We start from the raw sequence: 20,707 nt of genomic DNA on the forward strand, positions 1-20,707 counted from the left end.
GAAGCGGGTAGGACTCATGCCTTGGAGCCGTCCGTGAGGCGGCTCGATGTCCCCGCCTCTTTCCGGCGGGGCCCTCTCGGCCGGGTGATCTTCCGGAGCGCGTCCGACGAACCGGACCCCGCTCATGACGGAGTCGCCGGTCGGGTGACCTCACCGTCCCGGGTGACCTCACCGTCCGGATATGCGCTCCGGCTCGCCCCGCCCGCTCTCGCCTCCTGGGCGACCGCCTCGATACTGCTGGGCTGTACGGCCTCGGCCGGGGTCGTCGTGAGTGTCGTCGCGGTGGCCGGCGCGCTCTTCACCGCGGTGGCGGTCCGCCTCGCCGGCGGGCAACGGGCACCCCATGCCCATGCGATCCCGTCCGGGGAGCCGCGCGCGAGAGCGCGGCGTCTCCGGGCCTGGCGCGGGTGGTCGTTTCAGGTCGGAGGCGGGCGGTTCCTCGCGCTCTGGGGGAACGTCATGGTCGTCGTGCTGGGATGTGTGGCGGCGACGGGGGCCACCGTGGCGTTCCGGGTGCACGCCGTCGGCACCGGGCCCGTGGCGGACCTCGTGGAGAGGCAGGTCTCGGCCACGGCGGAGGCGGTGCTGACGGGCGACCCCCGGGAGATGAGGCAGCGCGGCGGGCCGTACCGCAGGGAGAGCTTCGTGGTGGCGGCGCGGATCGAGGTGATCGGGACACCGGCGGGCCGGGTGCGGGTGAGAGCCCCGGTGATGTTGCTCGCCTCGGGAGAGGAATGGCGGCCCCTGCTGCCCAGCCAGCGGGTCGAGATCAGGGGAAGGTTCGTTCCAGCCGAACCCGGCGAGCTCCTCGCCGCGACGGTTCTCGTGCGGGGTTCGCCGCGCGTCCTGAGCGGGCCCTCCTGGATGCAGGGCGTCGCGGGCGAGCTCAGGGCCGGACTGAGAGAGGCGGCGGAGGTGCTGCCCCCGGCCCAGCGCGGTCTGCTGCCCGGCCTGGTCGCCGGCGACCTGTCCCGGATGGACGAGCAGGTCAGGTCCGATTTCAAAGAGGCGGGACTCAGCCATCTGCTGGCCGTGAGCGGAACCAACCTGACGATCGTGGCCGGGGCCGCGGTGGTGCTGGCACGGACGGCCGGGCTGCCGCTCGCGGTCAGGGCGGTGTTCGCGGTGTTCGCGATGGTCGCTTTCGCCGTCGTCGCCCGCCCGTCGCCCAGCGTGCTCCGCGCCCTTCTCATGGGCACCGTCGCCGCCGTGGCGCTCGGCACCGGACGCTCCCGTGACGGCGTGGCGGCCCTGTCGGCGACCGTCCTCGGGCTGATCCTGTTCGACCCCGAGCTCGCGCGTTCCCCCGGCTTCACCCTTTCGGCGTGCGCCACCGGAGGCATCCTGCTGCTCGCCCCACGGTGGCGTGACCGGATGGCCGGGCGGATGCCCCGCTGGGCCGCCGAGGCGGTCGCCGTCCCGGCCGCCGCGCAGGCCGCCGTCACCCCCGTCCTGGTCTTCATGTCCGGGCAGCTCAACCCGGTGGCGGTTCCCGCCAATCTCCTCGCGGGTCCCGCCGTCGCCCCGGCGACCGTCCTCGGATTCGCCGCCGCCCTGGTCGCGCCGGTGCTGATGCCGGCGGCCCGGCTTCTGGTCCGTCCGGCGGGCCTGGCCACCGGCTGGATCATCGAGGTCGCGCGGCACGCGGCCGGGCTCCCGCTGGCGGTGCTCCCGTGGCCCGGCGGCGTCGCCGGTCTGGCCCTGCTGGCCGTCGCCGCGCCGGTCGCCTTCATGGCGCTGCGGCATCGGCGGGCGCGCTGGATTCTCGCCGCGGTGACGGCGGGAGTGCTGATCGCGGCCGTCCTCGCGGGGCCGGTCACGGCCCGCTGGCCGCCCCGGGGGTGGCTGATGGTGGCCTGCGACGTCGGGCAGGGGGACGCGTTGCTGGTGGCGGCGGGGGAGGGGCGGGCGGTGGTGGTGGACACCGGGCCCGATCCCGTGCTGATGGATCGGTGTCTGCGGTCCATGGAGATCAGGGAGGTGCCGCTGGTCGTCCTGACCCATCCGCACTTCGACCACGTCGGCGGTCTGGAGGGTGTCTTCCGGGACCGTCCGGTGGGCGCCGTACTGGTCAGCCCGGGACTCAGGGCGGAGAGGGAGGCCGTCAAGCTGGCCGGCGACCTCGCCCGCCGCCGGGTCACCGAGTGGGCGGCACGCCCGGGGATGCGGTGGCGGTTCGGCCCTTCCGAGCTCACGGTCATCAGCCCGCCCGACGGGGTTCCGCCCGAGGGCGGGGGAGGGGAGGGCACGGAGATCAACAATGTCAGCGTCGTGGTGCACGTGCGCTGGGCGGCCGGGACCGCCCTGCTCAGCGGTGACATTGAGACGGAGGCGCAGGCACGGCTGCTGCGGCAGGGTTTCCCCACCGCCGACGTGCTCAAGGTCCCGCATCACGGATCAGCCCGGTTCGATCCGGAGTTCTTCGCCGGGGTCGGGGCCCGTGCCGCGCTGATCAGCGTCGGAAGGGAGAACGACTACGGCCATCCGGCCCAGTCGGTCCTGTCCCAGCTGAACCGGCTGGGAGTGCGGACCTATCGGACCGACCTGTCGGGAGATCTGGCTGTGGTGACCCGAGACGGAAGCCTGGCCGTCGTCGCCCGGGGCATCAGCTGACTCTCGGAGGCTCCGTTCGCTGTCCCTGTCCCTGCGTCTACTTCTGTCCTTGCGCCCGCTCCGGCGTGGCGGGCAGGCTCGTCCGCCGTGCGGCGCAGCTTGGGCGGGCGACACCCGGCCGGCCACGGACGTGCTCCACGGGTGGGCCGGGCGGCCGGTACGCGTCGCCGTACGACTCTTCGCTTCCGGGACTCACTCGTCTGATGGGGCTGTCCCGGGAGCAGGGCTGATCTTCGGTGGTCTCTCGGGGGGACGGCCGTACCGGTCCCAGTCCACCGATCCGGCGGGAGCCGCTCTCCTGACCGTGTGCGACGTCGCCCCGTGCGACGTCGCCCCGTGCGACGTCGCCCCGTGCGACGTCGTGAGTAGCCGGGCCCGCGTCGGGCCTTCCCCGTCTCGTCTGCCCCGGTGGTGGGTCAGGCGGCGGCAGGCTGACGGAACTCGGTGTCCACGTCGGCGGCGTAGACCGAACGGCTGCAGTGCGCGCAGCGGTACACGATGGGGCCCTCGTCGAGGGTCGTGCCGCAGTGCGGGCAGGCGTGGCGGTAAGTCACGGACTTCATGTGGATGTCACCTCCTCTGCTTGTTCCAAGAGTGCCCCGTGCCGCCTGCAGTCGGATTGCGAATGACTTGATTGGGCTCTTCGGGCGGCACGTGGCATGCTGCTCGGCATGGCGGCAAGCGACCCGGCACCGGTGACCCTGATACTCGGCGACGAGGAGTTGCTGGCCGATCGCGCGGTGGGCGAAGTGGTCGCGGCGGCGCGGGCGGCCGACCCGGCGGCGGAGGTGCACGACCTGCTCGGCGGGAAGGTGGAGACGGGTGAGCTGACCCGGCTGGCCTCGCCGTCGCTGTTCGGCGACAGGTCGGTGGTCGTCATCCGCTCGGCCCAGGACCTCGTCAAGGAGGTCATCACCGAGATCGTCTCCTACGCGGCCCATCCGGCGGAGGAGACCGTGCTGGTCCTCGTGCACCCCGGAGGGGTGAAGGGCAAGGCGCTGGTCGACGGGGTGAAGAAGGCCGGGGCCCGGGTGGTCACCGTCACCAAGCTGACCAAGCCGGCCGAGCGGCTCGCCTTCGTCAAGGCCGAGCTGAAGCGGCTGGGGCGGACCGTCAGCGCAGACGCGGCCGCCGCCCTGCTCGACGCCGTCGGCAGTGACCTGAGAGAGCTCGCCGCCGCGTGCAGCCAGCTCGCCTTCGACACCCCGGGCAAGGCCATCGACGAGGCCGCGGTGGCCCGTTACCACCGGGGGCGGGCCGAGGTCAGCGGGTTCACCATCGCCGACTCGGTCGTCGAGGGGCGCCTGGGCGACGCCCTGGAACAGCTCCGCTGGGCGCTGTCGACGGGAACGGCGCCGGTCCTGCTGGTGAGCGCGCTGGCCAGGAGCCTGCGGTCGCTGGCCAAGGTGGGCGGCGCGCCGCGCAACCTGCGCGGAGGACAGCTCGCCAGCCATCTCGGCATGCCTCCCTGGCAGGTCACCCGGGTTCAGAACCAGCTCAACGGCTGGGGACCCGACGGCATCGCCCGCGCGCTCCAGGCGGTCGCCTCGGCCGACGAGCAGGTCAAGGGAGGCGGTGCGGATCCGGCCTACGCCCTGGAGCGCACGATCCAGACCATCGTCGCCAGCCGTACCGGCCGTTAGGGCCTGTGTCCGGTCCGGATCTTCAGACAGGCCGAGGGCCTCACATCCACAGGACGGCGCCGTGCGGATGGAGTCCGACCGGGCGGCGCGTCCCCCACCTCCACGCGCAGGAGCCGGACGGCCCCAAGGTGAGCATCCCCCTGTGGTCCGGAGGGTTCCTGCCCCCGCGCGAACTGGTGGCCCTCGCCGACGCGATCGAGGCGGGCGACCGTACCGGCCCGGAGGCGGAGGAGGCCGTCCAGACGGCCGGGCTGCTGCGCCGCCTCGGCACCGACCCGATCACCAGGATCCTCTGAGCGGTGGTCCACCGGCGGGCGAGCACCCCGGAAGCCGCGCCCGGAGATGGCGGCTCCGGCGCTGCCGAGGACGGTCTTGTTCGAGGTGACCCTGAGCATCCCGGAGCAGGAGATCGTCCCGGAGCCCCGGATCACCGACGCCCTGCTTGGTCGCCGCCGAGTCGCAGGAGTTCTGCTGGACCAGGGCGCCGGCGGCGGTGGGGTTGTCCTTGATGTTGAGGCACTTGCCGCTGCCGCCGTTCACGAGCGTGTAGGCACCGGGGCCGGAGCGGCGGCCGCCGCGGCTGACATCCCCGCCACCGGACCCGAGGTCACCAGCGCGCCGGAGACGGTGGCGATGGCCGCCTTCCTGCCGATCGCGCGTCTCGCAGTCGAGCTCCTCGCTGGTCCAGCGGGTCCTGGGACCCGCGTTCCGGTCCCCTCGGCGAGCACTCACCGTTCACATAGGTGTGGAGCAGCTGAGGGCCGCGGAGCCCGGCCGATCACGGAGTCCGGCGGCGGGCCGGGAGCTGGCCGGTGATGGTGGCGGCCAGCGCCAGGACGAACCCGGTGATCTGGACGGGGCCGAGGGACTGGCCCAGGACGGCCCAGCCGAGGGCGGCGGCGGTGAGCGGGCTCAGGGCGCCCAGCAGCGAGACCTGGAACGAGGGCAGGCGACCGATGCCACGGAACCACAGCGTGTAGGCGGCGGCGGTGCCGATGAGCCCCAGCCACACGTAACCGCCGACGGCCGCCGCGTCCATGGGCGGGAACCACCCCTCCACGGCGAAGGCGACCGGAGCGATCATCAGCCCGCCCGCCGCGAGCTGCCAGCCGGTGAGCGCCAGGTCGCCGACCCCTTCGGGCCTGCCCCACGCGCGGGTGAGGACGAGCCCGGTGGCCATGCCGGCCGCGGCGGCGAGCCCGGCGACGAGACCCGTGACGTCGAGCGCGGCCTCGGCGCGCAGGACCACGAGGGACACGCCGACCGTGGCCGCGACCCCGGCCGTGACGCGCCGGAGCGGAACGGTCTCGTGCAGGACGGCGCGGGTGAGCCCGGCGACGACGAGCGGCTGGACGGAGCCGAGCACCGCGGCGACGCCACCCGGGAGCCGGTAGGCCGACAGGAACAGCAGGGGGAAGAACATGCCGATGTTCAGCCCTCCCAGGACCGCGGCCCGCCACCACCACTCGCCCCGGGGAAGCGTGCGGGTCACGGCGATCAGGAGCAGCCCGGCGGGGAGCGCGCGCAGCAGGGCGGTCAGCAGCGGCCGGTCCGGCGGCAGGAACTCGGTGGTCACCAGGTAGGTGCTGCCCCAGACCGCAGGGGCCAGGGCCGTGACGAGGATCAGCAGGACGGCGCTGCGGCCTGCGGGAACGGGGGCCTGGACGGCAGGGGGAGTGTCCCTCCGGGAGGCGCCGCCCCCAGGCGCGCGGGAGAGGGTGGCGGAGGAGGATCCGGCTTCGGACATGTGGGGGGAAGCGGCGCGGGAAGGGCCGCTTCCGGTCGCGTGGCCGCCGGAGGGGGAGATTCGTTCTGCCGCGGGGGAGACGCACGAGGAGGACACGATGACTCCTTCAATAAGCTTGATAGAAAGTAACTTAGCACTAAGTTATTTGCCGTCAAGCTAAGATCGAGGCATGGCAGAGGACCCGGTTGACCGGATCGTGGCGCAGTGGCGCAGGGAGCGGCCCGATCTGGAGGCGTCGCCGATGGGGATCTTCGGGCGGATCTACCGGATCTCCCGCCTCATGGGAGACCGCGTCCAGGAGATCTACGAGAGGTACGGCATCGGCAGGGGCGAGTTCGACGTGCTGGCCACGCTCCGCCGCTCCGGGGAGCCGTACACACTCTCACCGAAGGCCCTGACCGCCACGCTCATGCTGACCTCCGGCGGGATGACCGGGCGGCTGGACCGGCTGGAGAGCGCCGGTCTCATCGCGCGCACACCCGATCCCGGCGACCGCCGCGCGCTGCGCGTCAGCCTCACCGAGGACGGCCTGCGGCTCATCGACGAGGTCGTCGGCGCCGGGCTGCACCCTCAGCACGAGGCGCTGGCGGCCCTGTCGGAAGAGGACCGCGAACGTCTGGCCGGCCTGCTGAGGCAACTGCTCGCCGCTCTGGAATGACCTGGGGCGGCCTGGAGCGACCTTGTCTCTGGGCAGGGGGAAGGGGCCGTGAACGCCGAAACGCCGCATCCCTGGTGGGATGCGGCGTCGGTGAAGAACCGGGTTACTTGGCGGCCGTCAGGGCGGCGGCGCGCTGGGCGATCGCCGACTTGCGGTTGGCGGCCTGGTTCTTGTGGATGACGCCCTTGCTGGCAGCCTTGTCCAGCTGGCGGGAGGCGGCGCGCTGGAGCGCGATGGCCTCGTCGACGTTGCCCTGCTCGGCGGCCTCGCGGAACTTGCGGATCGCCGTCTTCAGGGACGACTTGACAGCCTTGTTGCGCAGCCGGGCCTTCTCGTTCTGCCGGTTGCGCTTGATCTGGGACTTGATGTTCGCCACGAAGAAGCCTCGGTGATGTCGTCGGATGGGGCGCGCGGGCAGAGAGGGCGCGCCACACGCAGTTGAACAGGCTACCAACTGCCCAGGTGGTCGCTCAAATCGACGGGCGGGGCAGAAGGATGCCCTTCCAGTCTACCGTGCCGATCTCGGAGGCGCTGCCGTACGGCGCGCGTTCAGTGTACGAATCGCCGCCGGAGACCGCAGAGGGCAGGGCGCTGGGAGGCGGCGGGGAGCCGGGGCGGTTCCAGAAACGGTGGTACTCGGCCCAGTCCTCCTCGGTGGCCGCGAAGTCCACGTACAGGGCCAGCCCGAACCTCTCGCGCGGCGACCCGTGCCCGCCCAGCGCGAGCCTGGCGCCCTCGGCGGCGACGGCGACGCTCTCGGAGGCGTCGCGCCACGGGACGCCGTGGTCGTGGTAGGCCGGGGCGCCCACCAGCAGGGTCTTGTCCTCGGGCACGGTGTCCAGGGCGAGCGTGGCCTGCCGTACGACATGGCCGCCGTACAGCGAGCCGAGCGGCAGGAACGAGTCGTAGGTCATGATCGCGACCTGGTCGGTGCGGGCGACGACCTCGCGGAAGTAGTCGCGCAGCCAGTACTTGTCGTGGCCGGCGGCGAGCCGGGCGGCCGGGCGCATGAAGGGCAGCGGCTCGATCTGCGGGGTCGAGCTCGACAGCGGGCCGTCGCCGACGAGCGGGCGGGTCCGGTCCAGCAGGTCGAGGAAACCCGGGTCGCCACTGGTGATCGGCTCGAAGTTGTAGTGCACGCCGTCGAACCCGGCGGCCATGATGTCCCGCACGCCGTCGAGCACGCGCCGCCGGGAGGCGGGGTCGCCGAGGTCGAGGCCGTGGTCGACCTTCTGGCCCAGCCAGGCGGAGACGCGGACCTGCGGCAGCTCGGCCTTCCACCACTTCAGGAAGTCTCTGGCGTTGGGATACTTCTCCGGGCGGAGCCTCCCGCTGAACTCGAACGGGCCGGCATGGACGTAGACGTCCCTGATCCCGGTCCCGCGCAGCCGTACGGCCATCGCCTTCACGTCGGCCTCGGTCTTGCGGCCGTCCACCCAGGCGTGGCCCAGCCACATCGCGTCGTGGCCGGTGCTCCCGGTCCGGGGTCCGGGCGTCCCGGTGAACTCCAGCAGGAAGAAGGCGGCGGTCATCGCGGGGATCGCGAGGAGTGCGGCCACCACCCCCGCGACTCCTCGCAGGGCGCGCCGGACCGTGATCCTCTTCGTCATCCGGACATGATTCACCGGGATCCGAGCGCTTTGTCAACGTCGCTCCGGGGCCGCCGTCCGCGGGGATGCCACCCCTTCCGGTTTCCCCGCCGGGATGAGGACATCGGCCCTCTCGGTAAACTTGCTAGGAAGACGGCTGGATTTACCAGCTCCTGATCACGTCAATCCCGTCGAAACGGACACCGGTGCGCATTCAGCCTGGCCAGACCGATCCCGCGGTGATCCGCAATTTCTGCATCATCGCGCACATCGACCACGGCAAGTCCACGCTTGCCGACCGCATGCTGCAGATCACCGGCGTGGTCGACGACCGTTCCATGCGTGCCCAGTACCTCGACCGCATGGACATCGAGCGCGAACGCGGCATCACGATCAAGTCGCAGGCGGTCCGGCTGCCGTGGAAGGTCGGCGAGACCGACTACGTGCTCAACATGATCGACACCCCCGGGCACGTCGACTTCACCTACGAGGTCTCCCGGTCGCTCCAGGCGTGTGAGGGCGCGATCCTGCTGGTCGACGCGGCCCAGGGCATCGAGGCGCAGACCCTGGCCAACCTCTATCTGGCGATGAACGCCGATCTGACGATCATCCCGGTGCTCAACAAGATCGACCTGCCCGCCGCCCAGCCGGAGAAGTACGCCGCCGAGCTCGCCCACCTCATCGGCTGCGAGCCCGAGGACGTGCTGAAGGTCTCCGGCAAGACCGGCGTCGGCGTCCGCGAGCTGCTGGACCACGTGGTCGCGAACATCCCGGCCCCGGTCGGCCAGGCCGAGGCCCCCGCCCGCGCGCTGATCTTCGACTCGGTCTACGACACCTACCGAGGTGTGATCACCTACGTCCGGGTCATGGACGGCCACCTGGGCAAGCGCGAGCGCATCCTGATGATGTCCACCGGCGCGGCCCACGAGACGCTGGAGATCGGCGTCATCTCGCCGGAGCCGAAGATCGCCGACAAGGGCCTCGGCGTCGGCGAGGTGGGTTACCTGATCACCGGCGTGAAGGACGTGCGCCAGTCGCGGGTCGGTGACACCGTCACCTCCGTCGCGCGCTCGGCCACCGAGCCGCTGGGCGGCTACGAGCACCCCAAGCCGATGGTCTTCTCCGGCCTGTACCCCGTCGACGGCGACGACTACCCCGAGCTCCGCGAGGCTCTGGACAAGCTCCAGCTCAACGACGCCGCCCTGGTCTACGAGCCGGAGACCTCCGCGGCCCTGGGCTTCGGCTTCCGCTGCGGCTTCCTCGGCCTGCTCCACATGGAGATCGTCCGCGAGCGCCTGGAGCGCGAGTTCAACCTCTCGCTGATCTCCACCGCGCCGAACGTGGTCTACCGGGTCATCATGGAGGACGGCAAGGAGGTCACCGTCACCAACCCCTCGGAGTTCCCCACCGGCAAGGTGGACAAGGTCTTCGAGCCGGTGACGAAGGCGACCGTGCTGGTCCCGTCGGAGTTCATCGGCGCGATCATGGAACTGTGCCAGAACCGCCGCGGCAACCTGCAGGGCATGGACTACCTGTCGGAGGACCGCGTCGAGATCCGCTACACCATGCCGCTCGGCGAGATCATCTTCGACTTCTTCGACCAGCTCAAGTCCCGCACGCGCGGCTACGCCTCGCTCGACTACGAGCCCTTCGGGGAGCAGGAGGCCGACCTGGTCAAGGTCGACATCCTGCTCCAGGGCGAGGCGGTCGACGCCTTCAGCGCCATCGTGCACAAGGACAAGGCGTACGGCTACGGCGTCGAGATGGCCAAGAAGCTCCGCGAGCTGATCCCCAGGCAGCAGTTCGAGGTGCCGATCCAGGCCGCCATCGGCGCCCGGGTCATCGCCCGCGAGAACATCCGCGCCATCCGCAAGGACGTCCTGGCCAAGTGCTACGGCGGTGACATCTCCCGTAAGCGCAAGCTGCTGGAGAAGCAGAAGGAGGGCAAGAAGCGGATGAAGATGGTCGGCCGGGTGGAGGTCCCCCAGGAGGCCTTCGTCGCCGCGCTGTCCACCGAGTCCTCCACGGACAAGGCGAAGAAGTAAACGGGGCGGAGCAGACGAGGCGGAGCAGACGAGGCGGAGCAGACGGGGCGGAGAGACGGCCGCCGCGAACACGTCAGGCCCGGTACGGCGCGCGCCGTACCGGGCCTTCGTCGTGGAACCGGGCGACCCCGTCGCGTCAGCGCAGGACGCGGTAGAGCGCCGAGGTGAGCGAGCCCTTGGCGTCGTCCTGGTCGAGCGACCACATCATGGAGCCGCCCAGGCCCTTCAGGCGGATGTAGGCCGCCTTCTGGGTGACGGTCGCCGGGTCGTCGTAGGACCAGAACTCGTTGCCGTCATAGAGCCACGTGGTGCCGGTGCGCAGGTCGCGGTAGCGCTTGCCCGGCTTGTTCACCAGGTCCTTGTAGTCCTCGGTGCCGGCGGCCCACTTGCCCTGGGCGGGGCCGGTGCTGGTGCCGTACAGGCCGTTCCTGCCGCCGGTCACGCCCGTCCAGCCCTGGCCGTAGGCGGGCACGCCGACCACGATCTTCCTGGCCGGGGCGCCGCGCTTGAGGTAGTCGCGGACGGTCTGGTCCACGCTGTAGGTGAACTCGTGCGGGTCCTTCGGGTCGGTGAACAGGTTGCCGTTGTGACCGGTGACCTTCTCCCACGAGCCCTGCAGGTCGTAGCCCTGGATGTTGCCGAAGGTCAGGTTCTTGAAGACCGCGCGGACGTCGAAGCCGGCGTCGATCTTCGCCGCCGAGGCGGGGATGTAGGCGGTGATCTCGCTCTTGCGGTCGTACTCGTTCATCTGGTGGCGGAGCTCGGCGAGGAACAGCGTGAAGTTCTGCTTGTCCTCGGGCCGGATCACGTTGCCGTCGTTGCCCGCGGAGCCGGGCCACTCCCAGTCGAGGTCGATGCCGTCGAAGACGCCCGCGCCGGTCCCGGCCGGCAGGTCGGGCAGGTTGCCCTTGAGCCAGAGGTCGATGCAGGAGGCGGCCAGCTTGCTGCGGCTCTCGGGGGTGAGGACGGCGTCGGAGAAGTACTTCGAGCCGGTCCACCCGCCGAGCGAGATCAGCACCTTGAGGCCGGGGTGCTTGGCCTTCAGCTCCTTGAGCTGGTTCAGGTTGCCCTTGAGCGGCTGCTCGGCGGTGTCGGCCACGCCGTCCACGCTGTGCGCGGCGTCCATGGGCGTCTGCCAGTCGGCCCAGGGGTCGGCGGACACGCAGGAACCGTCCTGGCTGACGTTGCTGAAGGCGTAGTTGATGTGGGTCAGCTTGGCGGCGGCGCCGCTGGTGTCGACGTCCTTGACGAAGAACTGGCGGCCGTAGATGCCCCACTGGATGAAGTATCCGACCCGCTTGTAGCGGTCGCCGTGGCCGGTCTGGGCCTCGGCGTGGGCGGTGGCCGGGGCGGCCGCGGCGGCGAGGCCGGTGGCGAGGACCGCCGCGACCATCGGCCGGAGGAATCGCTTCACGGGATTCTCCACACGTTCGGGGGGATAACTTATAGGAAACTTTCCTTTAAGTTTTCACGGATCGTAGGCCGGTGCGATCTGCCCGTCAACGGTCCCGCGGCGATGTGCTGCATGGCGGTATCGGGCACCGTGCCGGGGACGGCAGACTGGATGCCGTGCCATCCACACTTCCCGACGGCGACCCCGCGCCCGCCTCGGGCGAGCTCCCCGAGAGCGCGCTCGAAGGCCTCGGGGAACGGCCGTTCGGCTTCTACGTCCACGTGCCCTTCTGCGTGACCCGCTGCGGTTACTGCGACTTCAACACCTACACCGCCTCCGAGCTGGGCCCCGGCGCCTCGCACGCGGACTACGCCGCCACGGCCGTGACGGAGGTCAGGCGTGCGCGCGCCCTCCTCGGCGACGCCGCGCCGCAGGTCGAGACGGTGTTCTTCGGCGGAGGCACCCCGACCCTGCTGCCCGCCCGGGACCTGGTGCGGATCCTGGAGGCGATCGACGGGGAGTTCGGCCTGGCCCCCGGCGCCGAGGTCACCACCGAGGCCAACCCCGAGTCCGTCGACCCGGCCGGCCTGGAGGAGCTGCGGCGCGGCGGGTTCACCCGGATGAGCTTCGGCATGCAGAGCGCCCGCCAGCACGTGCTGAAGGTGCTGGAGCGGCACCACACGCCGGGCCGCGCGGCGCAGGCCGTACAGGAGGCCAGGCAGGCGGGGTTCGAGCACGTCAACCTGGACCTGATCTACAGCACCCCCGGCGAGAGCGACGACGACTGGCGGGCCTCGCTCGCGGCGGCCGTCGAGGCCGGTCCCGACCATGTGTCGGCGTACTCGCTGATCGTGGAGGAGGGCACCCGGCTGGCCGCCCGCATCCGCCGGGGCGAGCTGCCGATGCCCGACGACGACGTGGCGGCCGACCGCTATCTCATCGCCGACTCCATGCTCGCCGAGGCGGGTTTCGGCTGGTACGAGGTCTCCAACTGGGCGGTCTCCGACAAGAGCCGCTGCCGCCACAACATGCTCTACTGGACCGGCGGCGACTGGTGGGGCGTCGGCCCCGGCGCGCACAGCCACGTCGGCGGGACCCGGTGGTGGAACGTCAAGCACCCGGCGGCCTACGCCCAGCGCCTGGCCCAGGGGGTCTCCCCGGCGCACGCGCGCGAGGTGCTGACGCCGCAGGACCGCGCGGTGGAGCGGGTCATGCTGGAGCTGCGGCTGTCCGACGGGTTCCCGGTGGCGGAGATCGGACGGCCGGTGGTGGCCGCCCGGGCGCTGGCCGACGGCCTGCTGGAGGTGGAGGCGTTCAAGCGCGGCCGCGCGGTGCTCACTCTGCGCGGCCGCCTGCTGGCCGACGGCCTGGTGCGCGACCTCGTCAGCTGACCGGCCGGGGTTCCGGCGCGCGGCTCAGCTGACGAAGCGGATGTTCATCGGATAGCGATAGTGCTCGCCGCGGTTGGCCGCGACGGCGGCCATGACCATGAAGATCAGCGACCCGATCCAGATGACCGGGAACAGCAGGAAGCCGATGAACACGAACGCCAGCACCATGGCGATGACATAGGCGACGAACAGGGTGAGCTGGAAGTTGAGCGCCTCGGCCGCCTGCTCGCGCACGTAGCGCGACTGGTCCCTCTTGACCAGATAGATCACCAGCGGGCCGATGAACCCGGTCAGCAGGCCCAGCAGGTGGGAGAGCATGGCCATGGTGGTGTCGTCGCTGCCCGGACGCGGGCCGGGCACCCCGGGCGGGCCGTAGGGGTTGTACGCCCCGGGCGGGCCGTACGGGTCGTAGGGACCGGGGGCGTGGCCGCCCTGCTGGTAGTACGGGGCCGACGGGTTCTGGTAGGGGCTCGCGCCGTAGGGGCTCTGGTGGCCGCCCTCGTACGGACTGCCGTAGCCTCCCTGGTTTCCGTAACCGCTCTGGTTTCCGTAACCGCTCTGGCTTCCGTAACCGCTCTGGCTTCCGTAACCGCTCTGGTTCCCGTAGCCGTTCTGGGGGCCCATGCCGTACGGGCTCTGGTGACCGCCGGTCCCCGCGCCGTAGGGACCCTGCTGCCCCGGCCGGCCGTCGTGGGAGTACGGCGGGGCGGGCGGCGGGTCGTTGTGGCCCGACCAGGAACCGGCCTGACCCGGACGGGTGTCGTCCGGCCGGTCGGTGGGACGGGTCCGGTCGTCGTTCGCGGGCCACGTCCCCTCGGGGTTGTCGCTCATGCCGCCTCCTCGCCTCGGTCCGGGGTCCGCGGGCGCGCGGTGCGTTCGGACCCCTGCTGGTGGCCCGCCGGATCAGTCGTCCTGATCGGGGGCGGTGACAAAATCGATCAGCTCCTCGACCGGGCCGAGCAACTCCGGCTCCAGGTCAGCATATGTCCTGACCGAGCCGAGGATGCGCTGCCAGGCCTCGGCGGGATCCAGCCTCCACCCCAGGGCGGAGACGACCCCTTCCTTCCAGGGCACGCCGCGCGGCACGGACGGCCAGGCGGGGATCCCCAGCACCGGCGGTTTGACCGCCTGCCAGATGTCCACGAACGGATGGCCGACCACCAGCACGTGCGGGGAGGAGACCCGCGCGGCGATCCTGCTCTCCTTGGAGCCGTCGACCAGGTGGTCGACGAGGACTCCCAGGCGGCGCCCGGGGCCGGGCGCGAACTCCTCGACGATCTCGGGCAGGTGGTCGACGCCTTCGAGGTACTCCACGACCACGCCCTCGACCCGCAGGTCGTGGCCCCAGATCTTCTCCACGAGGGCCGCGTCGTGCACGCCCTCCACGTAGATCCGGCTCTCCCTGGCCACCCTGGCCCGCAGTCCCTCCACCGCGATGGAGCCGGAGGCGCTGCGCCTGGGCCCCTTCAGGGGGGAGGCGGGCCGTACCAGGGTCACCACCTTGCCCTCCAGGAGGAACGCGGCGGGCTCGAGCGGGAACACCCGCCGCCGCCCGAAGCGGTCCTCCAGCGTGACGGCCTCCTTGTCGCAGGCGACCACGGCTCCGCAGAAGCCGCCAGAGGCGTCCTCCACGACCAGGTCGAGCTCCGCGGGAACCTGGGGGATCGTGCCCTTGAGAGGCCGCCGCCAGTTTCCCGCCAGCACGTCACGCTCGTACATCAACGACCGTCCGTCCTTCCTCGCCAGAGATCAGTTGGACGGTAGCAAACGGGGCGGTCAGCCGCCGTAGGGTCCGCCCCACGCACCGGCGGCCGCCAGGCGCTTGCGGGCGCGGCTCCGCTTGACCAGCACGACGATCGTCACGACGACGGCCAGCAGGAAGCCCGCCAGGGGAACCACGACCAACAGGACGATCCCGCCCGCGAACTGGCCGGCGGCCAGCTCCTGGCCCACGCCGAAGCGGGCGTCGCCGCCCTCGGGGAGAGAGCAGACGATCTTGTACTCGCCGGCCTGCGAGGCGCCGACCCGCAGGCCCAGCTCCCACGGGACCCCGTCGGTGCCGGTGACGGTCGTCTGCACGCTCGGCTGGGCGAGCTGGCCCTGCGGGCCGCCCTCCTGGAAGGCGCACTCGAAGCGGACGGCCTGGGTCGCGGAGACGTAGATGGCCGGCTTGTCCGAGGCGTCGGCCGGGTCGATCTTCACCGTCAGGACCTCGCCGGGGCCGACCGAGGAGCTCGGGGCCGCGTCGGTGACCGTGTTGAAGACGCTGCCGACGGAACCGGCGACGCCGCCGACGATGGCGAGCACCGCGACGATCCAGGCGCCGACGATCCAGCCGACGCTCGGCTTCACCTTCTGGGGGCCCTGGGGGCCCTGAGGGGCGGCGCCGGGAGGCGCGTAACCGTAGGAGGGGACGCCGGCCTGCTGGCCGTACTGCTGCTGCTGGCCGTACTGCTGGCCTCCGTACGGCTGGTTGCCGTACTGCTGGCCGTGGGGCTGCTGGGGGGCGCCGTAGCCGGCGCCGCCCGAGGGGGGTCCGAAATTGTGTGACATGTGGCCAAGTGTGCATTCCGCGACTTGTCTGTCGATAGCAGTTCGCTTAACGGTCACTTGGATCCTTCCCGACCGTGTTATCGCACCCTGCGGGCGGGAGCCGTACACTTGGCACTCGGGAACACAGAGTGCCAGATCTGATGTTTTCCCTTCGTGTGGTCGCAGGGTCGGCGGGGAGGTGAGCACGGTGGTCGACGACCGAAAGCTCGCGGTGCTTCGTGCCATCGTGGAGGACTACGTCTCCACCAACGAGCCGGTGGGCTCCAAGGCGCTCGCCGAGCGCCACAACCTCGGGGTGTCCCCGGCGACGATCCGCAACGACATGGCGGTGCTGGAGGAGCAGGGTTACATCGCCCAGCCGCACACCAGCGCGGGCCGGGTGCCCACGGACAAGGGCTACCGGCTGTTCGTCGACCGCCTGTCGCAGGTCAAGCCGCTGTCGGGCGCCGAGCGCCGGGCCATCGAGTCGTTCCTGGCCGGCGCGGTCGACATCGACGACGTGGTGACGCGGACCGTCCGGCTGCTGGCCCAGCTCACCCGCCAGGTCGCCGTGGTGCAGTACCCCACGCTGACCAGCTCCACGGTCCGGCACGTCGAGCTCGTCCCGCTGACCGAGCGCCGGCTGATGTTCGTGCTCATCACCAACACCGGCCGCGTCGAGCAGCGCGTGGTCGAGCTGCCCGAGGTCGTCGACGAGGGCCGCGTCGCCCACCTGCGCGCCACGCTCAACGCCTGCCTGGACGGCCGCGGGCTCGGCAGCGTCCCGGACCTGGTCGCCGACCTGCCGGAGCGGCTCCCGGTCGAGGACCGGCCGCTGGCGGCCACCGTCCTGTCGGTGCTGCTGGAGAGCCTGGTGGAGCGTCAGGACGAGAAGATCGTTTTTGCCGGGACCGCCAACCTCGCGGGAGCCGACTTCAGCGTCGGGCTCCGCGAGGTGCTGGAGGCCCTGGAGGAGCAGGTCGTGCTCATGCGCCTGCTCGGAGAGACCTCCGACCTGTCCGCGCTGACCGTGCGGATCGGTTCGGAGAACCCCTACACCGGCCTGCAGGGCACCTCGATCGTGGCCGCGGGATACGGTTCAGGGGACAAACAACTGGCCCGGCTCGGTGTGCTCGGGCCGACACGAATGGACTACCCGGTCACGATGGGCGCGGTGCGCGCGGTGGCACGCTACGTCAGCCAGATCCTGGCTGCATCCTAAGAGGGCATCTAAGTGGCTAAGAGCGACTACTACGGCACCCTCGGGGTGCGCCGTGACGCCAGTGCGGAAGAGATCAAGAAGGCCTACCGCCGCCTGGCGCGGGAGTTGCACCCCGACGTGAACCCCGATCCTGAGACCCAGGAGCGGTTCAAGGAGATCACTCAGGCCTACGAGGTGCTGTCGGACGCCGGCAAGCGCCAGATGTACGACATGGGCGCCGACCCGTTCGCCGCGGGCGCCGGCGCGGGGGCCGGGGGCTTCGGCGCGGGCTTCCCGTTCAGCGACATCATGGACGCCTTCTTCGGCGCGGCCGGCGCCGGGGGCGGGCGGGGCCCGCGCACCCGGGCCCGCCGGGGCCGCAACGCCACCATCCGGGTCGACCTCGACCTGCGGGAGGCGGCCTTCGGCACCACGCGCGAGCTGGTCGTGGACACCGCCGTGGTCTGCGACGTCTGCACCGGCTCCGGGGCCGCCCCGGGCACCCACCCCGACACCTGCGACATGTGCCACGGCCGCGGCGAGGTCTCCCAGGTCACCCGCTCGTTCCTGGGGCAGGTCATGACCTCCCGGCCGTGCCCCCAGTGCGGCGGCTTCGGCTCGATCATCCGCCACCCCTGCCAGGAGTGCTCCGGCGACGGCCGGGTCCGCACCCGGCGCACCATCAAGGTGCGCATCCCGGCCGGTGTGGAGGACGGCACCCACATCCAGCTCGCCGGCGAGGGCGAGGTCGGCCCCGGCGGAGGCCCGCCCGGCGACCTGTTCCTGGAGATCGTCGAGCGTCCGCACGAGATCTTCGAGCGGCGCGGCGACGACCTGCACTGCACCGTGCAGATCCCGATGACCGCGGCCGCGCTGGGCACCGTGCTGACCGTGGAGACGCTCGACGGCGTCGAGGAGCTCGACGTGCGGCCGGGCTCGCAGTCCGGCCAGACCATCCCGCTGTACGGCCGCGGCGTCCAGCGCCTCAACGAGACCGGCCGGGGCGACCTGCTCATCCACATCAACGTGGAGACGCCGACCCGCCTCGACCCGGCCCAGGAGGAACTGCTGCGCGAGCTGGCCAAGCTGCGCGGCGAGGAGCGCCCGCCCGGCAAGTTCGCCCCCGGTCAGCAGGGCTTCTTCTCCCGCCTGCGGGACGCCTTCAACGGCCGATGACGGTCCCCGTCTTCCTGGCCGACCCGGCCGACCTGGCCCGGGCGCGCTTCACCTTCGGCGGCCCCGAGGGCCGTCACGCGGCGGCCGTACGGCGCCTGCGCACCGGCGAGCGGCTCGACCTGACCGACGGCGCCGGGACCGTGGCCGAGTGCGTGGTCCTGGAGGCCGGCAAGGACAGCCTCCGGGTGGAGGTGCTGAGCCGCCACGAGGTGCCCGCGCCCCGGCCGCGCCTGGTCGTGGTGCAGGGGCTGCCCAAGGGCGACCGGGGCGAGCTGGCCGTGGAGATGATGACCGAGGCCGGGGTCGACGTCATCGTGCCCTGGGCCGCCGCCCGGTGCGTCACCCAGTGGAAGGGCGAGCGGGCCGCCAAGGCGCTGGCCCGCTGGCGCTCCACGGCGCGGGAGGCGGGCAAGCAGTCACGCCGCTTCCACTTGCCCGAGGTGAGCGAACTGGCGGACACGGCCGGGGTCGCCGCGCTGCTGTCGGCCGCGGCCCTGGGGGTCGTGCTGCACGAGGAGGCCGACGCGCCGCTGTCCGGGCTGGAGCTTCCCGGCGAGGGCGACATCGTCGTGGTCGTCGGCCCCGAGGGCGGGATCTCCGGGGAGGAGCTGGCCGCCTTCCGGGAGGCGAAGGCCGTACCGGCGCTGCTCGGGCCGACGGTCCTGCGGACCTCGACGGCCGGAGTCGCCGCGGCGGCGGTGCTCCAGGCCCGCACCGGCCGCTGGTGAACGTCCCGCGGGCCCGCACCGGCCGCCGGTGAGCGTCATGCAGGCCCCCACCGGCCGCGGCTGAGAACGGGCACCCGAGCCTGCGAACCGGTGCCGGCCGCCGGCGGGGACCGCGGACGGGTACGGCGGACGACAGACGGCCGGACCCCGCCCGGGACGGGGACCGGCCGGTCGTCTCAGTTGTTGATGGGGGCCGGGGTGCCCGCCTCCGTCGGGAGCGGCGGCAGGGTGTCGTCCGGCGGCGGGCACTCCTCGACCGGGCAGGGGACGTCCGGGGTCGGCTCGGCCTCCGACGGCGTCGGGGTCGGCGTCGCCGTCTTCTCGCACTCCTCGCGCTGCTCCTCCGACTCGACCAGCGTGTCGTCGGCGGGGGTGGTCGGGCACGGGGTGGAGGTCGGGGCGGTGGGCGTCGGGGTCGGCTGCGGGACCGAACTCGGCGCGGGTGTCCTGCCCTTGGTGGGCATCGGAGGCTCGGGCGTGCCGGGCCTGGTGGCGGGCGGGGCGACCTTGCCGTCCTTCGACGGAGGCCGGGAGGTGGCCAGCAGCTCCGGAGGGGTCGTCGTGGCCGGCTGCACGTCACCGGCGGAGGTGATCTGCTGGGTGACCTGCTGGCGGAGCTCGGGGACCACCATGACGACGGTGGCGGCCACGAGCACCGCTCCCGCGACTGAGGCTCCGGCGCGCCACCACATGAGCCCGCGGAGCCCGCGTCGTTCTATGCGGGCGCGGATGATCTCCAGTCCGTCCGGGGAGGGAACGACCGAGTCTGCCTCCGCGCTGAGCGCACGGCGGAGCAGCTCGCCGTACTCGTCGGGGGAGTCGGTCATGACAGTTGCTCCAGAATGGTTCGTAGGGCGGCCATGCCGCGAGCCGTGTGACTCTTGACCGCGCCCTTGCTGATGCCCATCGCGTGGGCGATCTGCGCTTCGGACAGGTCTCCGTAGTAACGCAGCACCAGCGCCTCGCGCTGGCGCGCCGGCAACCCGCGCAGAGCCTCGATGACGGCGGACCTCTCCAGCTCACCGATCGCGCCGTTCTCGGCGCTCGGTGCGTCGGGCAGGCCCTTGGGGGCGTATTTCTCGACGACCGCGCGGTGCCGCAGCACGGAGCGCGATCGGTTGACGACCGACTGACGCAGGTAGGCAAGTGCCTTGTCGGGATCGCGCAGTCTGCGCCAGGCGCCGTGGATGGCGACGAACGCGTCCTGTACGACCTCCTCCGCGGTTGCCATGTCGCGGACGAGTAACACGGCGAGGCGCACGAGAGACCGATAGTGAGCGCTGTAGAGCGCGGTAACGGCCATGTCGGCATCCCACCCGACGGGCACCGCCCCGAGCGACCTGTCGGCCACGAGGGTCTCGGTGGTCACATCAATGGGACGCTCAGCCTTCCCAGAGGGTTTACGCTCTTCCGGTTCATTAGGGGGCATGACCCAGTCGTGTCCTCGCCAGGCGGACTTTTGGGCAAACTCGCAATTGTCTGCCGACGCAAGTTTCGCACACACACCCTATCCATGCAGATCTCTCTTTACCGCAGAGGGACCATCACCGATTGGCAACGCCCGCCGGGATAGGGTGCACCCATGGTAAGCGAAGCCGACTGCCTGTTCTGCAGAATCGTGGCCAAGGAGATTCCCGCGGACGTCGTCCACGAGACCGAGCGGACGCTGGCCTTCCGGGACATCGACCCCAAGGCGCCGACCCACGTGCTGGTCATCCCCAAGGACCACTATCGCGACGCCGCCGCGCTCGCGGCCGCCGACCACGGACTGGCAGACGAGGTCATCAAGGCGGCGCACGCGGTCGCCGAGCAGGAGGGCGTCGCCGGCTCCGGCTATCGCCTGGTCTTCAACACCGGGCCCGAGGCGGGCCAGACGGTCTTCCACGTGCACGGACACGTTCTCGGCGGACGTGGTCTGACCTGGCCGCCCGGGTAAAAACGATTGGGCGCGATCCCCTCGATCATAGATACGATGGCGGAGAAAGTGCTCC

21 protein-coding genes are annotated in these 20,707 nt (G+C 71.6%); 10 read left to right on the plus strand and 11 right to left on the minus strand.

Translation table 11 applies throughout. From position 1 onward, the window contains the following. Positions 1 to 144: 144 nt before the first annotated feature. Complete coding sequence (locus tag Psi01_RS13630) at positions 145 to 2,613, plus strand: ComEC/Rec2 family competence protein (RefSeq protein ID WP_239127619.1); 2,469 nt, start codon at positions 145 to 147, stop codon at positions 2,611 to 2,613. 416 nt (positions 2,614 to 3,029) lie between these two features. Here Psi01_RS13630 and Psi01_RS13635 read toward each other — a convergent pair whose 3' ends face one another. Then, positions 3,030 to 3,176 carry a hypothetical protein gene (locus tag Psi01_RS13635; protein WP_204064367.1) on the minus strand — a complete coding sequence of 49 codons (147 nt, stop codon included), beginning with the start codon at positions 3,174 to 3,176 and terminating at the stop codon, positions 3,030 to 3,032. A gap of 108 nt (positions 3,177 to 3,284) precedes the next feature. Here Psi01_RS13635 and holA point away from each other — a divergent pair, with 108 nt between their 5' ends. Both holA and Psi01_RS43310 read left to right on the plus strand, forming a co-directional pair. Then, the gene (gene holA, locus Psi01_RS13640) at positions 3,285 to 4,256 is read left to right on the plus strand and encodes a DNA polymerase III subunit delta (protein ID WP_239127621.1); all 972 of its coding nucleotides are present in this window, start codon (positions 3,285 to 3,287) and stop codon (positions 4,254 to 4,256) included. 128 nt (positions 4,257 to 4,384) lie between these two features. Further along, positions 4,385 to 4,552: a hypothetical protein gene (locus Psi01_RS43310; RefSeq protein WP_239127623.1), complete on the plus strand. Its 168-nt coding sequence runs from the start codon at positions 4,385 to 4,387 to the stop codon at positions 4,550 to 4,552. Here the strand turns inward: Psi01_RS43310 and Psi01_RS44560 are convergent. Both Psi01_RS44560 and Psi01_RS13650 read right to left on the minus strand, forming a co-directional pair. Next, on the minus strand, positions 4,536 to 4,988 hold the full coding sequence (locus Psi01_RS44560) for an RICIN domain-containing protein (RefSeq protein WP_373872489.1): 453 nt from the start codon (positions 4,986 to 4,988) through the stop codon (positions 4,536 to 4,538). The two genes, Psi01_RS43310 and Psi01_RS44560, sit on opposite strands and share 17 nt — an antisense overlap. A gap of 46 nt (positions 4,989 to 5,034) precedes the next feature. Continuing rightward, on the minus strand, positions 5,035 to 6,003 hold the full coding sequence (locus Psi01_RS13650) for an EamA family transporter (protein ID WP_204064369.1): 969 nt from the start codon (positions 6,001 to 6,003) through the stop codon (positions 5,035 to 5,037). Between the two features lie 169 nt (positions 6,004 to 6,172). On the opposite strand from Psi01_RS13650, the gene Psi01_RS13655 reads away from it, so the two are divergent. Further along, positions 6,173 to 6,661 carry a MarR family winged helix-turn-helix transcriptional regulator gene (locus tag Psi01_RS13655; RefSeq protein WP_204064370.1) on the plus strand — a complete coding sequence of 163 codons (489 nt, stop codon included), beginning with the start codon at positions 6,173 to 6,175 and terminating at the stop codon, positions 6,659 to 6,661. A gap of 103 nt (positions 6,662 to 6,764) precedes the next feature. Here the strand turns inward: Psi01_RS13655 and rpsT are convergent, their stop codons facing one another. Next, entirely contained in the window at positions 6,765 to 7,037 is a 273-nt protein-coding gene (gene rpsT / locus Psi01_RS13660; RefSeq protein WP_204064371.1) for a 30S ribosomal protein S20, read from the minus strand. Positions 7,038 to 7,131: 94 nt separating this feature from the next. Then, complete coding sequence (locus Psi01_RS13665) at positions 7,132 to 8,271, minus strand: glycoside hydrolase family 18 protein (RefSeq protein ID WP_204064372.1); 1,140 nt, start codon at positions 8,269 to 8,271, stop codon at positions 7,132 to 7,134. A 185-nt stretch (positions 8,272 to 8,456) separates the two neighbouring features. On the opposite strand from Psi01_RS13665, the gene lepA reads away from it, so the two are divergent. Further along, positions 8,457 to 10,295, plus strand: coding sequence for a translation elongation factor 4 (gene lepA, locus Psi01_RS13670; protein WP_204064373.1), 1,839 nt, complete (start codon positions 8,457 to 8,459; stop codon positions 10,293 to 10,295). A 136-nt stretch (positions 10,296 to 10,431) separates the two neighbouring features. Here lepA and Psi01_RS13675 read toward each other — a convergent pair whose 3' ends face one another. Further along, entirely contained in the window at positions 10,432 to 11,709 is a 1,278-nt protein-coding gene (locus tag Psi01_RS13675; RefSeq protein WP_204064374.1) for a glycoside hydrolase family 18 protein, read from the minus strand. Between the two features lie 155 nt (positions 11,710 to 11,864). Between Psi01_RS13675 and hemW the strand changes: the two genes are divergently transcribed. Then, positions 11,865 to 13,079: a radical SAM family heme chaperone HemW gene (hemW, locus tag Psi01_RS13680; RefSeq protein WP_204064375.1), complete on the plus strand. Its 1,215-nt coding sequence runs from the start codon at positions 11,865 to 11,867 to the stop codon at positions 13,077 to 13,079. A 24-nt stretch (positions 13,080 to 13,103) separates the two neighbouring features. Here hemW and Psi01_RS13685 read toward each other — a convergent pair whose 3' ends face one another. From Psi01_RS13685 to Psi01_RS13695, 3 genes are all read right to left on the minus strand, one after another. Further along, complete coding sequence (locus tag Psi01_RS13685) at positions 13,104 to 13,910, minus strand: DUF4870 domain-containing protein (RefSeq protein ID WP_204064376.1); 807 nt, start codon at positions 13,908 to 13,910, stop codon at positions 13,104 to 13,106. Between the two features lie 72 nt (positions 13,911 to 13,982). Next, positions 13,983 to 14,798: a DUF3097 domain-containing protein gene (locus tag Psi01_RS13690; protein WP_204064377.1), complete on the minus strand. Its 816-nt coding sequence runs from the start codon at positions 14,796 to 14,798 to the stop codon at positions 13,983 to 13,985. Between the two features lie 57 nt (positions 14,799 to 14,855). After that, positions 14,856 to 15,632 (minus strand): hypothetical protein, encoded by a 777-nt coding sequence (locus tag Psi01_RS13695; RefSeq protein WP_204064378.1) that lies wholly within the window; start codon positions 15,630 to 15,632, stop codon positions 14,856 to 14,858. A 187-nt stretch (positions 15,633 to 15,819) separates the two neighbouring features. Here Psi01_RS13695 and hrcA point away from each other — a divergent pair, with 187 nt between their 5' ends. Genes hrcA through Psi01_RS13710 form a run of 3 tightly spaced genes read left to right on the plus strand, consistent with a single transcriptional unit; the run spans position 15,820 to position 18,716 of the window. Beyond that, positions 15,820 to 16,833: a heat-inducible transcriptional repressor HrcA gene (gene hrcA, locus Psi01_RS13700; RefSeq protein ID WP_204064379.1), complete on the plus strand. Its 1,014-nt coding sequence runs from the start codon at positions 15,820 to 15,822 to the stop codon at positions 16,831 to 16,833. Between the two features lie 12 nt (positions 16,834 to 16,845). Continuing rightward, positions 16,846 to 17,988 (plus strand): molecular chaperone DnaJ, encoded by a 1,143-nt coding sequence (dnaJ, locus tag Psi01_RS13705; RefSeq protein WP_204064380.1) that lies wholly within the window; start codon positions 16,846 to 16,848, stop codon positions 17,986 to 17,988. Then, the gene (locus tag Psi01_RS13710; RefSeq protein WP_204064381.1) at positions 17,985 to 18,716 is read left to right on the plus strand and encodes a 16S rRNA (uracil(1498)-N(3))-methyltransferase; all 732 of its coding nucleotides are present in this window, start codon (positions 17,985 to 17,987) and stop codon (positions 18,714 to 18,716) included. The genes dnaJ and Psi01_RS13710 overlap by 4 nt, the downstream gene beginning before the upstream one ends. A gap of 176 nt (positions 18,717 to 18,892) precedes the next feature. Here Psi01_RS13710 and Psi01_RS13715 read toward each other — a convergent pair whose 3' ends face one another. Together Psi01_RS13715 and Psi01_RS13720 are read right to left on the minus strand one after the other, a co-directional pair. After that, positions 18,893 to 19,543, minus strand: coding sequence for a hypothetical protein (locus tag Psi01_RS13715; protein WP_204064382.1), 651 nt, complete (start codon positions 19,541 to 19,543; stop codon positions 18,893 to 18,895). Then, positions 19,540 to 20,019 carry a SigE family RNA polymerase sigma factor gene (locus Psi01_RS13720; protein ID WP_203873318.1) on the minus strand — a complete coding sequence of 160 codons (480 nt, stop codon included), beginning with the start codon at positions 20,017 to 20,019 and terminating at the stop codon, positions 19,540 to 19,542. The genes Psi01_RS13715 and Psi01_RS13720 overlap by 4 nt, the downstream gene beginning before the upstream one ends. A 279-nt stretch (positions 20,020 to 20,298) precedes the next feature. Between Psi01_RS13720 and Psi01_RS13725 the strand changes: the two genes are divergently transcribed. Continuing rightward, a complete protein-coding gene (locus Psi01_RS13725; protein ID WP_203873048.1) occupies positions 20,299 to 20,652 on the plus strand; it encodes a histidine triad nucleotide-binding protein in 354 nt (117 codons plus the stop codon). Positions 20,653 to 20,707: the final 55 nt, after the last annotated feature.

The sequence above is a fragment of the Paraplanobispora siamensis genome, assembly GCF_016863175.1.
In the GTDB taxonomy this organism is placed as follows: domain Bacteria; phylum Actinomycetota; class Actinomycetes; order Streptosporangiales; family Streptosporangiaceae; genus Planobispora; species Planobispora siamensis.

What these genes read in the sequence shown, in the direction of transcription:
- Psi01_RS13635 (WP_204064367.1), bottom strand. Translation starts at nt 3,176, where the DNA reads ATGAAGTCCGTGACTTACCGCCACGCCTGCCCGCACTGCGGCACGACC.
- holA (WP_239127621.1), top strand. Translation starts at nt 3,285, where the DNA reads ATGGCGGCAAGCGACCCGGCACCGGTGACCCTGATACTCGGCGACGAG.
- Psi01_RS13650 (WP_204064369.1), bottom strand. Translation starts at nt 6,003, where the DNA reads ATGTCCGAAGCCGGATCCTCCTCCGCCACCCTCTCCCGCGCGCCTGGG.
- Psi01_RS13655 (WP_204064370.1), top strand. Translation starts at nt 6,173, where the DNA reads ATGGCAGAGGACCCGGTTGACCGGATCGTGGCGCAGTGGCGCAGGGAG.
- Psi01_RS13665 (WP_204064372.1), bottom strand. Translation starts at nt 8,271, where the DNA reads ATGACGAAGAGGATCACGGTCCGGCGCGCCCTGCGAGGAGTCGCGGGG.
- Psi01_RS13685 (WP_204064376.1), bottom strand. Translation starts at nt 13,910, where the DNA reads ATGAGCGACAACCCCGAGGGGACGTGGCCCGCGAACGACGACCGGACC.
- Psi01_RS13690 (WP_204064377.1), bottom strand. Translation starts at nt 14,798, where the DNA reads ATGTACGAGCGTGACGTGCTGGCGGGAAACTGGCGGCGGCCTCTCAAG.
- Psi01_RS13695 (WP_204064378.1), bottom strand. Translation starts at nt 15,632, where the DNA reads ATGTCACACAATTTCGGACCCCCCTCGGGCGGCGCCGGCTACGGCGCC.
- Psi01_RS13710 (WP_204064381.1), top strand. Translation starts at nt 17,985, where the DNA reads ATGACGGTCCCCGTCTTCCTGGCCGACCCGGCCGACCTGGCCCGGGCG.
- Psi01_RS13715 (WP_204064382.1), bottom strand. Translation starts at nt 19,543, where the DNA reads ATGACCGACTCCCCCGACGAGTACGGCGAGCTGCTCCGCCGTGCGCTC.
- Psi01_RS13720 (WP_203873318.1), bottom strand. Translation starts at nt 20,019, where the DNA reads ATGGCCGTTACCGCGCTCTACAGCGCTCACTATCGGTCTCTCGTGCGC.
- Psi01_RS13725 (WP_203873048.1), top strand. Translation starts at nt 20,299, where the DNA reads ATGGTAAGCGAAGCCGACTGCCTGTTCTGCAGAATCGTGGCCAAGGAG.